Raw genomic sequence first — 11800 nt, forward strand, 5'->3', positions numbered from 1 at the left:
CATTCCGTTGAGCTACCGGACTGCGTGGGCTGCGCCCACCCTACAAGGGACTCGAATTGTACCTAAGCTTGCGCGAAACTTACTCCACGGCCTTGACCATATCCTCGATGACCTTCTTCGCATCACCGAAGACCATCATGGTCTTGTCCATGTAGAACAGCTCGTTGTCCAGGCCCGCGTAGCCCGATGCCATCGAGCGCTTGTTCACGATCACCGTCTTGGCCTTGTACGCTTCCAGGATCGGCATGCCCGCGATCGGCGACTTCGGATCCTTCGCCGCCGGGTTCACCACATCGTTCGCGCCCAAGACCAGCACCACGTCGGCCTGGCCGAACTCGCTGTTGATGTCTTCCATCTCGAACACCTGGTCATACGGCACTTCGGCTTCGGCCAGCAGCACGTTCATGTGCCCCGGCATGCGGCCCGCCACCGGGTGGATCGCATACTTCACCGTCACGCCCGCATGGGTCAGCTTCTCGGTCAGCTCCTTCAGCGCATGCTGCGCCCGCGCCACCGCCAGACCGTAGCCCGGCACGATGATCACCGTCTCCGCATTCGTCATCAGGAAGGCCGCGTCATCAGCCGAGCCCGACTTCACATTGCGCTGCGCCTGCGCGCCGCCCGCTGCCGCACCCGCTGCCGCGTCGCCACCGAAGCCGCCCAGAATCACGTTGAAGAACGAGCGGTTCATCGCCTTGCACATGATGTACGACAGGATCGCGCCGCTGGATCCCACCAGCGAGCCGGCAATGATCAGCATCGAGTTGTTCAGCGAGAAGCCAATGCCCGCCGCCGCCCAGCCGGAATACGAGTTCAGCATCGACACCACCACCGGCATGTCCGCGCCGCCGATCGGGATGATGATCAGCACGCCCAGCACGAACGCGATCACCGTCATCAGCACGAACGGCAGCCAGGCTTGCGTGAGCACGAAGATGATGCCAAAGCCGATCATCAATACCGCCAGCGCCAGGTTCACGAAGTGCTGGCCCTTGAACACCACCGGCGCGCCCTGGAACAGGCGGAACTTGTACTTGCCGGCCAGCTTGCCGAAGGCAATCACGGAACCGGAGAAGGTGATCGCGCCCACGAAGGTGCCGATGAACAGCTCGATGCGGTTGCCGGTCGGAATCGGCGTGCCATGCGCGGCAATGCTGAAGGCCCACGGCTCGGACACCGCGGCCACCGCGATGCATACCGCCGCCAGACCGATGAGCGAGTGCATCGCCGCCACCAGTTCCGGCATCTTCGTCATTTCCACGCGCTTGGCCAGCGTCGCGCCGATCGCGCCGCCTACCACCACGCCCAGCACCACCAGGCCCAGGCCCATGCCGCTGCTGTTCATCTCGGCCTGCAGCTTGACGATCAAGAGGATCGTGGTCAGCACGGCAATGGTCATGCCGCTCATGCCGAAGGTATTGCCGCGCCGCGCCGTCGATGGATGCGACAGGCCCTTCAGCGCCTGGATGAAGCACACCGATGCGATCAGGTACAGCATCGTCACCAGGTTCATCGATACGAATGCCAGATTCATTATTTCGCTCCTTCGCCTGCCAGCTTGCCGGCTTCCGCCGGCTTGGCTACCTTCGGCTCTTTCTTGCGGAACATCTCGAGCATGCGCTGCGTGACCAGGAAGCCGCCGAAGACATTGACCGCAGCCAGCGCCACGGCCAAGACGCCCATGACACGGCCCAGCGTGCCTTCGGTCAGACCGGCGGCCAGCATGGCGCCGACGATGATGATGGCGGAGATCGCATTGGTGACGGCCATCAGCGGCGTATGCAGCGCCGGGGTGACGGTCCAGACCACGTGGTAGCCGACGTAGATGGCCAGCACGAAGATGATGAGGTTGATGATGGTATGACTGACTTCCATGATGCGTCTCCTTTATCCGTTCTTGCGCACGATCTCGCCGCCCTGGCACATCAGGGTCGCGGCGATGATTTCGTCGTTGCGGTCGATGACGAGCTGGGCTTCCTTGTCGATGACGAGCTTCAGGAAGTCCAGCACGTTGCGTGCATACAGGGCCGAGGCGTCGGCCGGCACCAGCGTGGCCAGGTTCGGCAGGCCGATGAGGTGCACGCCGTACTTGGTGACGGTCTTGCCGAGCTCGGACAGCGGGCAGTTGCCGCCCTGCTCGACCGCCATGTCGACGATGACCGAGCCGGGCTTCATGGCCTTGACGGTCTCTTCATTGATCAGCACGGGCGCCTTGCGGCCCGGGATCAATGCCGTGGTGATGACGATGTCGGCCTGCTTGGCGCGCTCGTGCACCAGCGCTGCCTGGCGCGCCATCCATGCGGCCGGCATCGGCCGGGCATAGCCGCCGGTGCCCTGGGCGATTTCGCGTTCCTCATCGGTTTCATACGGCACGTCGATGAACTTGGCGCCGAGCGACTCGACCTGTTCCTTGACCGGCGGACGCACGTCGGAGGCTTCGATGACCGCGCCCAGGCGCTTGGCGGTGGCGATGGCCTGCAGGCCGGCCACGCCGACGCCCATGATCAGCACGCGTGCTGCCTTGACGGTGCCGGCGGCGGTCATGAGCATGGGCATGAAGCGGCCATACGTGTTGGCCGCGAGGAGGACGGCCTTGTAGCCGGCGATGTTGGCTTGCGAGGAGAGCACGTCCAGGCTTTGCGCACGGGTGATGCGCGGGGCGGCTTCGAGGGCGAAGGCGGTGATGCCGGCGGAGGCCATGGTGGCGATGTTTTCGGCATCGAAGGGATTGAGCATGCCGACCAGCACGGCGCCGCGTTGCATCTGCGGCAGCTCTTCGGGGTTGGGTGCGCGCACCTTGAGCACGAGCTCTGCGCCCAATGCTTCAGCGGCGCTGACTATGCGGGCGCCGACGGCGGCATAAGCCTCGTCGGTGATCGAAGACGCCACGCCGGCGCCGGATTGCACGATGACCTCGTGCTTGGCCGACACTAGCTTCTTGACCGTTTCGGGTGTTGCGGCTACCCGTGTCTCTCCCAGCCTGGTTTCGGCCGGTATGCCTATCCTCATGATTTTTTCCTGTAATAAAAGGTCAGCAGTTCAATAAAAAAATCTGTCGTGCGCGGGCGCGATCGTATGCGATCGCAGCTGCAGCGGCGGGGCTGGCATCGCAAGCGCATTCGGGTCCGCAAAAGCTCGTGGCGTCTGCCGGAGATGCGCTACGTGTCGCGATGTCCCATGCGGTGGTCGAGCCGGGTTCACGCGATCGACGTGCCGATGCTGGCCGGCACCATGATGATGTGCACGAGCCCGGCATCGCAATCGTCGATCCGGCGCTCCCTGCTCATCCGTTGTGCGCCCGTGGCGCGGTATTCCTGGCAGCGCAGCGTAGCGGATGCCGTCTGCGCCGATGTTGTCTCCTCAATGCCATCGCGATGTCCATCGCGGCCCTGGATGCTGCCGGAGCGGGTCGCCTCGACCGCTGCTGCCGTGCATCCGTTTTCGGGCTTACCCTGTTCGTTCCGGAAGACATCGCGTCGCGCGAGGACCCAACCCAACGCGACGCGATGCAAGACGCTCAATGCGTCGGCAGGAAAGTGTGAACCGACGGATGTCGCTTCTCTTCCTTGCTCAACGGCGCGACCTTGTCGCTTGCCGAGATCTCGCCTTCCCGATAGGCGCGCCGCAGGAATTCCTGGGCACGCGACTCGCTGGAGAAGCGGTAGATCCGGCTTTCCGTCTCAACCGTGCGGCCATGAATGAATGCATGCATGGGATGTCTCCTTCCTTCACGAATGATGGATTCAGTATCCCTTTTGGCATTTCACTTTCACATGACTACGGTCAATTTTCACGGAAGTCGCGGGGGCGGATTTTTCTATTCCTCCTCTCTCTGCAGCAAGGCCGCGTATGCGCATGCCATATCCCCCGCGCCGGCACCGCCATCGCGCGGCGCAGTATCAAAGCCTTTGATATGAGGTATCCGAAATCGCGATTGGATCGCTGATGGCAACGCGCTTATTCTGCATCCAACAAGAAATTCAACTTCAGGAGCGCGCCATGAGCAGCAACACCTCGACCCTCGGCTATACCCGCAAACCCGCCTTCTCCCTTACCGCCCTCATCGCCGCGCTGTTCGCGACCGATCTGCGCGAAGAGCTTGCCGCGAAGGACCGCGCCGGCCAGGCCGACGGTTCCTACTTCTGGGGCATGTAAGTTCGCCGCCTGCAGTGCGGTCGCGATTCGGATTGCGACCGCACTGCAGCATTCTCGGGCCGAAAAAAAGGCCAGCGCCGCCAAGCCGCGCTGGCCTTTTTCATGGGGCTGCGCTTATGCGGCCTTCTGCAGCCGGATCTGTCCGCGCTCCTCGGCCATGGTCTTCTCCAGCAGCTTGACCAGCGCATAGGTCGCATCGATATGCGGCGTCGGCGTATTGGTCAGGCGACCAAGCTCAACCACCGAGCCCACCAGCGCATCGATCTCGGGTCCGCGTCCGGCTTCCACGTCCTGCAGCATCGAGGTCTTGTGCTTGCCGACCTTCTCCGCGCCCGCGATGCGCTTGTCCAGCGACACGCGGAAGGTAATGCCGAGCTTGGTGGCGACTTCCTGCGCTTCGGCCATCATCTTCGCCGCCAGCTCGCGCGACAGCGGGTACTGGCAGATGTCGACCAGGGTCGAATGCGTGAGCGCGCTGATCGGGTTGAAGGTCAGGTTGCCCCACAGCTTGAGCCAGATCTCGCAGCGGATATTGTCCAGCACCGGCGCCTTGAAGCCGGCATTGGTGAAGCATTCCGAGACGCGGGTGGCACGCTCGCTGATGCTGCCGTCGAGTTCGCCGATCGGGAAACGGTCGCCTTCGATATGCCGCACCACGCCCGGCGCGATCAGCTCGGAAGCCGGATACACAACGCAACCAAGCACTTGCGACGGCGGAATCTTTTGCGCGAGCAGGCCGGTCGGATCGACCGACTCCACCTGGCGGCCTTCGAATTCGCCGCCGTGCTTGTGGAAATACCAGTACGGGATGCCGTTCTGCATCGTGACCACGACAGTCTCGGGGCCGATCAGCTTGCCGATCTGGTCGGCGACCGAATCCACCTGATGCGCCTTCAGCGCCAGTACGATGATGTCCTGCACGCCGGCATCATCGTAGCTGTCGGTAGCCTTGACGTTGGACGCCACGTGCTCGGTGCCGTCATGCATGATCAGCTTCATGCCGGCATTGCGGATCGCCATCAGGTTCTGGCCGCGGACGATGAAGGTGACATCTTCACCGGCAAGGGCCAACTTCACGCCGACGTAACCGCCGATCGCTCCTGCTCCTATGATTGCAACTTTCATGATGGTACCTACCTTTGATTTACTCGAAACCGTTCACGAGCGTGCCGATACCGTCGATTTCCACTTCAACGGTGCTGCCCGGCTTCATCGAGCCGACGCCAACCGACGTGCCGCATAGAATCATGTCGCCCGGATAGAGGGTCATGTCCCGGGAGATCAGGCTCACGAGCCGCTGCACCGGGAAGACCATGTCATTGATCGGGTAATCCTGTCGCACCTCGCCGTTGAGGATGGTGCGCACCACCAGCATGGCCGGATCGAGTCCGGTTGCGATCACGGGGCCGAAAGGCAGGAAGGTATCGAAGCCCTTGGCGCGCACCCATTGCGGGAAGGTCGGGTCGCGCTTGATGATGTCGGCGACCGTCACATCGTTGGCGCAGGTATAGCCGAAGACGTGATCGAGTGCCTGATCCTCAGTGACGTTCGTGGTCTTCTTGCCGATGACGATGGCCAGCTCGCCTTCGTACACCACCTTGCCGTCGCACAGGGGCTTACGGATGACTTCATTCGGGTTGTGATACGCGTTCTGCGGCTTCATCAGATACAGCGGCTCGGCCGGCGGATCGAGTTCGAGCTTTCTGGCCAGCGCATGGAAGTTGTTCCACAGCGCGAGCACCTTGCCCGGAACGTGGGGCGAGAGCAGCTTCACTTCGGAAAGCATGGCGGTCATGTCGGTCGGTTGCGGATCGATGAACATGTCGCCTTCGAAGATGCGGATCTTCTCGCCTTCGAGGGTGCCGAAGCGGGTCTTGCCCTGGTGTTGGAACCGAAGCCAGCGTTCAATCATTTTCGTCTCTTTATATCGGTACGACTCGGCTTCGGCCTTTTGGCCGGGCGTTGCCGCATAGGGTTATGGAATGGATTCGTGCTGGTCGACAGCCTGCCGCAACCGGCACCATCGGCCAGCACGGATCCACTCTGTTCATTTCTGTCGCATGCTGCGCAGGGCTTGTGGCCCTTTGCAGCATGCCTTGCTGCCTTGTTCCTTTACTGCTTACATCTTCGAAGCCAGCTTCGCGTCTTCCGGATTCAGATGCTGCACGGTGGCGACGCTTTCATTCATCTGGTTGCGACGCATCGGACGCAGCACGAACCATGCCATCAGCGCGGCGATCGCATTCATGATCGACGCCAGGATGAACACCGCTTCCCAGCTGCCGGTCGCGGTCGTCAGGATGCTCGACAGCGGCACCAGGAGCGAAGCCGTGCCTTTCGCGGTGTACAGCATGCCGGCGTTCGCTGCGGCGTACTTCGAACCGAAGGTGTCGGCGCAGGTGGACGGGAACAGGCTGTAGATCTCGCCCCAGGCAAAGAACACCAGGCCGGTCAGGATCACGAAGGCGATCGGGTTATGGCCGAACTTGTACAGGCACAGGATGCCGACGGATTCTGCGGCGAAGGCGATGAGCATCGTCGATTCACGGCCGATCTGGTCAGACACCCAGCCGAAGAACGGGCGGGTCAGGCCGTTGAGCACGCGGTCGATCGCCAGAGCGAAGGTCAGCGCCGGAAGCACCAGGCCCATGATGTTGACCGGCACACCGTCGATCTTGAAGTCCTTGGCGATCGGGCCGAGCTGCGCGGTGGCCATCAGACCGCCGGCCGCAACCATCACGAACATCGCGTACATCACCCAGAACACCGGCTTCTTCAGCACTTCGCTCGGCTTGTACTCACGACGGCTCTGCTGCACCTTCGCAACCTGGCCAGCCTTCTGCGCCGGAGGACGGGACAGTGCCAATGCGATCAGGAACACGATGATGCCCTGGCCGATGCCGAAGTAGAAGAACGCAGCCTCGTAACCAGCGGAAGCGATCATCTTCGAGATCGGCACGATGGTCACCGCCGAGCCGGCGCCAAAGCCGGCAGCCGTCAGGCCCGCCGCCAGACCGCGTCGATCGGGGAACCACTTCAGCGCATTGCCGACGCAGGTGCCATACACGGCGCCGGCGCCTATGCCGCTGACGGCCGCCGCGAAGTACAGCATCGTCAGCGTGCTGGCATAGGAATTCATCAGCCAGCCGAGGCCGCAGAGAATGCCGCCGACGAGAACGACGGGGCGCGGGCCGAATTTATCGACGAAATAGCCTTCGATCGGCACGAGCCAGGTTTCAGTCAGAACGAAAATGGTGAACGCCACTTGAATCGAGGCGCGGCTCCATCCGTACTTGTCCGAAATCGGGTTAACGAAAAGGGTCCAGCCATACTGCAGGTTCGCGATCATCGCCATTGCGACGATGCCGAGAACCAGCTGCATCCAGCGGTAAGAAGCTGGCCTGTCAGGCGTCAGGGCTTGCACATTGCTCATTTCCTGTCTCCATAGATATAGGTAAGTTCACTGTCGTGCCAAGAAAATGCCGCCGTTTCCGTTCATTCCCATCCGGCTGTGCCAACCGGAATGCCTGTCCCTCTGCCCGTTTGCGCCCTTGCCTGCCAGCGCGAAAAACCTGTCTTCAGCCAACCAGAAAGCAATCGGCCCTGACTGCGGCATGCATGGGCGTGCCGCGTAACGGAAAAGAGGGAGAGGCATGGATGCGCGCCATCGGTGAATGGCTGGTGCATCGTGTCTGCACGCGTAGCGCCGGGTAAGGCGCATCAGCGGCCGACATGCGGTCAGCGGGATGCTGTTGAATCGCAACCTGGATCGGATGAACCACGTTGGCCGTCTCCTTGGCTAATTGTTTTACCAGCCGTCTTGCGCGGCCTCGTCTGCCATTACTGGGGTTGCCGGGAATGCCATTCAAACCCGTGTTCAGAATAACCGCAACCTGAACCGATTTTCGAAGAACGATTTTTCTAACTCCTTGACCGCGGTTAAGTTTTCAAAAACCAAAATTTATTAGCATGGCGCGCGATTCTTGCGCGTCCGATCTCAGACATCGGACAAGCGTCGAATCATTTTCAGATACCGACTTCACGCGACTGCAACTCGGCCCAGTTGATGCTGGCGCTGTGGCGGCTGCCGTTGGCGACCAGGTTCTCGAAACAACGTGTCTTGGTCTGCTGGATCATATCGGCCAGGAAGTCGGCGTCATAAGCCTTGAGCAGATGCGGCTGATGCGTTTCGAGGTAGGAGCGGATCAGTTGCTTCTCGCCGTCCTTGCAGGACACGCAGCGATAGAACTCGCTGTCCCAGTGCCACTTGAGGCCCAGCTCGTAGAAGGCGGCGTTATACGCATGGCGATGCGCGTCGACATTGTCGAAGGCGACATCATGGTCAAGCGAAGTGATGGACATGGCTATCTCCTTGGATGGTTGGTGGCGCAGACTCGTCGGCGGGGGAAGCACTGCTGTTCCCTCGTTTGCCGCCTTGTCGTCTGCCCGTGGAATGCATCGTAGGTTGATCGATCCTTTAGGGATAGTTAAAGTTATTTAGCCGAACCATAACCAATCCATGATGCATTGCCGGAGCACAGCATGAAAAACGCCACGATGCGGCAGTTGAAAGTCTTTGAAGCCGTCGCCAGAAACCTGAGCTTTTCCCGTGCCGCGGAAGAGCTGCATCTGACGCAGCCCGCGGTGTCCACACAGGTCAAGGCGCTCGAGGGACATGTCGGCATTCCCTTGTTCGAGCAGCTCGGCAAGAAGATCTATCTCACGCCCGGAGGCGCGGAGCTCTTGCATTACAGCCGCGCGATCATCCAGCAATTCCAGGAAGCCGAAGCCGCGCTGATGCAGTACAAGGGCATCACCGGCGGCAAGCTCAATGTCGCGGTGATCAGCGCGGGCGACTATTTCTTCCCGCGCCTGTTGGTCGAATTCATGCGGCGCCATGCCGGCGTGTCGCTGAACTTCATGGTCCATAACCGCGAGGAACTCCTGGCCAAGCTTGCGGAAAACCAGGCCGATCTCGCGATCATGGTGCGCCCGCCCACGGACCTCGACACGCTTAATGAATCCTTCGCGCCGCATCCGTATGTGATCGTCGCGCCGCCCGAGCATCCGCTGGTGGCGCAGAAGAACATCCCGATGGAAGTCATACGCAAGCAACCGTTCGTGGTGCGCGAAAAGGGATCGGACACCTGGCATTCGATGGAAGATGGCTTCGGCGAGCATCTGCCCGACCTCAACATCACGCTCGAGATCAAGAGCATCGAGACCATCAAGCAGGCGGTGATGGCGGGCATGGGCATCAGCTTCCTGTCGGCGCACACGATCAGCTCGGAGCTCAAGGCCGGCACGCTGGCCATACTTGATGTCGAAGACTTCCCGGTAATGCTGGACTGGTACATCGTGCATCGCAGGCACAAGCGCCTGCCGCCGGTGGCGCTGGCCTTTCGCAACTTCCTGTTGACCGAAGGCGCGGGACTGATCGAGAAATATACCGGCGTGGCGCCCGACGGCCGCTTTCATCGCTTGGCGCGGCGACGGCTTGGCGATAATTAAGCGGCGGCTGCATCGCTGAACTTAGCGCGTCGAGATCCACTCTATGCCTTGCACCGTCAACGCGCCGCCTGCGCACGCCGCGCCGTTTCATTCCCTTGTTCAACAAGGCTTTTTTCGCATCGTGGGAGAAAGCTCTCACTTTGTGAATCTTGACCCCGGTCAATGAGACAGACAAACCCGCCTCGCTATGATGGCCGCACCTTGCTGCAGTGCCGTTCCAACATCGCGCAGCACAGAGACTAGGCCGATCCGGCCAACCGTTACGACTTCCAGAACGAATCTTCAGGAGACAGCATGTCCTCAGTACTGGCAAAAGATCAATCCGCCCTTACGGAACAGGAGCCGTCGCTCCTCGTCAAGGATGCGGCCCAAGAAGCGGAGCTGACCGACGGCTTCCACGTTCTTATCGACGCGCTCAAGGCGAATGACGTTGAGACCATCTATGGTCTGGTCGGCATTCCCATCACCGACCTGGCGCGCATGGCGCAAGCCGAAGGTCTGCGCTTCATCGGCTTCCGTCATGAAGCCAACGCTGTGAACGCCGCCGCCATCGCCGGCTACCTGACCAAGAAGCCCGGCATCGCGATGACCGTGTCCGCACCTGGCTTTTTGAACGGCCTGGTCGCACTGGCCAACGCCACCGTCAACTGCTTCCCGATGATCATGATCTCCGGCTCTTCCGAGCGCGAGATCGTTGACCTGCAGCAGGGCGACTACGAAGAGCTGGACCAGCTCAACGCCGCCAAGCCTTATGTGAAGGCTGCTTACCGTATCAACCACATCGAAGACATCGGCATCGCCATGGCGCGCGCAATCCGCGCGGCTGTCTCGGGCCGTCCGGGCGGCGTCTACCTCGACGTGCCGGCCAAGCTGCTGGGTCAGACCATGGAAGCGGCCGCCGCGCAGCGTTCGATCGTGAAGGTCGTCGACCCGGCTCCTGCACAGATCCCGGCTCCGGACGCGATCGCCCGCGCACTCGACGTGCTCAAGAACGCCAAGCGCCCGGTCATCATGCTGGGCAAGGGCGCCGCTTACGCCCAAGCCGATGCCGACATCCGCGCCTTCGTCGAGAAGACCGGCATCCCTTACCTCGCCATGTCCATGGCCAAGGGCCTGCTGCCTGACAACCATCCGCAAGCCGCGATCGCTGCGCGTTCCTACGCGCTGAAGGAAGCCGATTGCGTGATGCTGATCGGCGCGCGCCTGAACTGGCTGCTGTCGCATGGCAAGGGCCCGACCTGGGGTGGCAAGGACCACAAGGACTGGGCACAGAAGAAGTTCGTGCAGATCGACATCTCCGCGCAGGAAATGGATTCGAACGTGCCGATCGACGCGCCGCTGGCCGGCGACATCGGTTCGACCATCTCCGCGCTGTTGAAAGAGATCGAGAAGAACGGCTTCAACAAGCCTGACACTGCATGGACCGGTTCCATCGCCGAGAAGCGCGACGCCAACGTCGCGAAGATGGCGAAGAACCTGACCGCGAAATCGTCGCCGATGAACTTCATGACCGCGCTGTCCGCCATGCGCGATGTGCTGAAGACCCGTCCGGACGTGTACCTGGTCAACGAAGGCGCGAACACGCTGGACCTGGCCCGCTCCGTGATCGACATGTACGAGCCGCGCAAGCGCCTCGACTCGGGCACCTGGGGCGTGATGGGCATCGGCATGGGCTACGCGATTGCCGCTGCCGTGGAAAGCGGCAAGCCTGTCGTGGCGCTGGAAGGCGACTCGGCCTTCGGCTTCTCGGGCATGGAAGTCGAGACCATCTGCCGCTACAACCTGCCGGTGACCGTTGTGATCTTCAACAACAACGGCGTGTACAAGGGCTGCGACGTGAACCCGACCGGCGGCGCCGATCCGGCACCGACCGTGTTCGTCAAGGGCTCGCGCTACGACATGCTGATGGAAGCTTTCGGCGGCGTTGGCGTGACTGCAAACACCCCGGAAGAACTGTCCAAGGCCCTGGCTGAAGGCATTACCTCGGGCAAGCCGACGCTGATCAACGTCATCATCGACGAGAACGCCGGCACCGAGAGCGGCCGCATTACCCACCTGAATCCGAAGAGTGCAGCAAGCAAGAAGTAAGCAGCTGAAATCATCCGATACGACTGAGACAAACAAGGAGATATCC

At 61.5% G+C, this 11800-nt stretch carries 13 protein-coding genes; 3 read left to right on the forward strand and 10 right to left on the reverse strand.

Annotation, left to right across the window (positions count from 1 at the left end; all coding sequences use genetic code 11):
- Nucleotides 1–79 precede the first annotated feature (79 nt).
- The 5 genes from JJB74_RS05010 to JJB74_RS05030 all read right to left on the reverse strand — a co-directional run bounded on the left by JJB74_RS05010 (nt 80) and on the right by JJB74_RS05030 (nt 3712).
- Nucleotides 80–1534 (reverse strand): NAD(P)(+) transhydrogenase (Re/Si-specific) subunit beta, encoded by a 1455-nt coding sequence (locus JJB74_RS05010; RefSeq protein ID WP_200590670.1) that lies wholly within the window; start codon nt 1532–1534, stop codon nt 80–82.
- Entirely contained in the window at nt 1534–1875 is a 342-nt protein-coding gene (locus JJB74_RS05015) for an NAD(P) transhydrogenase subunit alpha (RefSeq protein WP_200590450.1), read from the reverse strand. The genes JJB74_RS05010 and JJB74_RS05015 overlap by 1 nt, the downstream gene beginning before the upstream one ends.
- A 12-nt stretch (nt 1876–1887) precedes the next feature.
- A complete protein-coding gene (locus tag JJB74_RS05020; RefSeq protein ID WP_200590671.1) occupies nt 1888–3009 on the reverse strand; it encodes a Re/Si-specific NAD(P)(+) transhydrogenase subunit alpha in 1122 nt (373 codons plus the stop codon).
- A 188-nt stretch (nt 3010–3197) separates the two neighbouring features.
- Entirely contained in the window at nt 3198–3512 is a 315-nt protein-coding gene (locus JJB74_RS05025; protein ID WP_200590672.1) for a hypothetical protein, read from the reverse strand.
- A gap of 5 nt (nt 3513–3517) precedes the next feature.
- A complete protein-coding gene (locus JJB74_RS05030) occupies nt 3518–3712 on the reverse strand; it encodes a hypothetical protein (protein WP_200590673.1) in 195 nt (64 codons plus the stop codon).
- 287 nt (nt 3713–3999) lie between these two features.
- On the opposite strand from JJB74_RS05030, the gene JJB74_RS05035 reads away from it, so the two are divergent.
- A complete protein-coding gene (locus tag JJB74_RS05035; protein ID WP_200590674.1) occupies nt 4000–4155 on the forward strand; it encodes a hypothetical protein in 156 nt (51 codons plus the stop codon).
- A 114-nt stretch (nt 4156–4269) separates the two neighbouring features.
- Here the strand turns inward: JJB74_RS05035 and JJB74_RS05040 are convergent, their stop codons facing one another.
- From JJB74_RS05040 to JJB74_RS05060, 5 genes are all read right to left on the reverse strand, one after another.
- A complete protein-coding gene (locus JJB74_RS05040; protein WP_200590675.1) occupies nt 4270–5280 on the reverse strand; it encodes a 2-dehydropantoate 2-reductase in 1011 nt (336 codons plus the stop codon).
- Between the two features lie 19 nt (nt 5281–5299).
- Nucleotides 5300–6067, reverse strand: a complete 768-nt coding sequence (locus JJB74_RS05045; protein ID WP_200590676.1) for a fumarylacetoacetate hydrolase family protein — start codon at nt 6065–6067, stop codon at nt 5300–5302.
- A 207-nt stretch (nt 6068–6274) separates the two neighbouring features.
- Nucleotides 6275–7588, reverse strand: coding sequence for an oxalate/formate MFS antiporter (oxlT, locus tag JJB74_RS05050; protein ID WP_200590677.1), 1314 nt, complete (start codon nt 7586–7588; stop codon nt 6275–6277).
- 145 nt (nt 7589–7733) lie between these two features.
- On the reverse strand, nt 7734–8024 hold the full coding sequence (locus tag JJB74_RS05055) for a hypothetical protein (RefSeq protein WP_200590678.1): 291 nt from the start codon (nt 8022–8024) through the stop codon (nt 7734–7736).
- A 157-nt stretch (nt 8025–8181) separates the two neighbouring features.
- Nucleotides 8182–8517 (reverse strand): HAD family hydrolase, encoded by a 336-nt coding sequence (locus JJB74_RS05060; protein ID WP_200590679.1) that lies wholly within the window; start codon nt 8515–8517, stop codon nt 8182–8184.
- Between the two features lie 180 nt (nt 8518–8697).
- On the opposite strand from JJB74_RS05060, the gene JJB74_RS05065 reads away from it, so the two are divergent.
- Both JJB74_RS05065 and oxc read left to right on the forward strand, forming a co-directional pair.
- Entirely contained in the window at nt 8698–9666 is a 969-nt protein-coding gene (locus JJB74_RS05065; protein WP_200590680.1) for a LysR family transcriptional regulator, read from the forward strand.
- 294 nt (nt 9667–9960) lie between these two features.
- The gene (oxc, locus tag JJB74_RS05070; RefSeq protein WP_200590681.1) at nt 9961–11754 is read left to right on the forward strand and encodes an oxalyl-CoA decarboxylase; all 1794 of its coding nucleotides are present in this window, start codon (nt 9961–9963) and stop codon (nt 11752–11754) included.
- Nucleotides 11755–11800 lie beyond the last annotated feature (46 nt).

Origin of the sequence: Noviherbaspirillum pedocola (assembly GCF_016632335.1) — a bacterium.
Lineage (GTDB): Bacteria > Pseudomonadota > Gammaproteobacteria > Burkholderiales > Burkholderiaceae_D > Noviherbaspirillum_A > Noviherbaspirillum_A pedocola.

What these genes read in the sequence shown, in the direction of transcription:
- JJB74_RS05030 (WP_200590673.1), bottom strand. Translation starts at nt 3,712, where the DNA reads ATGCATGCATTCATTCATGGCCGCACGGTTGAGACGGAAAGCCGGATC.
- JJB74_RS05015 (WP_200590450.1), bottom strand. Translation starts at nt 1,875, where the DNA reads ATGGAAGTCAGTCATACCATCATCAACCTCATCATCTTCGTGCTGGCC.
- oxc (WP_200590681.1), top strand. Translation starts at nt 9,961, where the DNA reads ATGTCCTCAGTACTGGCAAAAGATCAATCCGCCCTTACGGAACAGGAG.
- JJB74_RS05045 (WP_200590676.1), bottom strand. Translation starts at nt 6,067, where the DNA reads ATGATTGAACGCTGGCTTCGGTTCCAACACCAGGGCAAGACCCGCTTC.
- oxlT (WP_200590677.1), bottom strand. Translation starts at nt 7,588, where the DNA reads ATGAGCAATGTGCAAGCCCTGACGCCTGACAGGCCAGCTTCTTACCGC.
- JJB74_RS05020 (WP_200590671.1), bottom strand. Translation starts at nt 3,009, where the DNA reads ATGAGGATAGGCATACCGGCCGAAACCAGGCTGGGAGAGACACGGGTA.
- JJB74_RS05010 (WP_200590670.1), bottom strand. Translation starts at nt 1,534, where the DNA reads ATGAATCTGGCATTCGTATCGATGAACCTGGTGACGATGCTGTACCTG.
- JJB74_RS05060 (WP_200590679.1), bottom strand. Translation starts at nt 8,517, where the DNA reads ATGTCCATCACTTCGCTTGACCATGATGTCGCCTTCGACAATGTCGAC.
- JJB74_RS05040 (WP_200590675.1), bottom strand. Translation starts at nt 5,280, where the DNA reads ATGAAAGTTGCAATCATAGGAGCAGGAGCGATCGGCGGTTACGTCGGC.
- JJB74_RS05065 (WP_200590680.1), top strand. Translation starts at nt 8,698, where the DNA reads ATGAAAAACGCCACGATGCGGCAGTTGAAAGTCTTTGAAGCCGTCGCC.
- JJB74_RS05035 (WP_200590674.1), top strand. Translation starts at nt 4,000, where the DNA reads ATGAGCAGCAACACCTCGACCCTCGGCTATACCCGCAAACCCGCCTTC.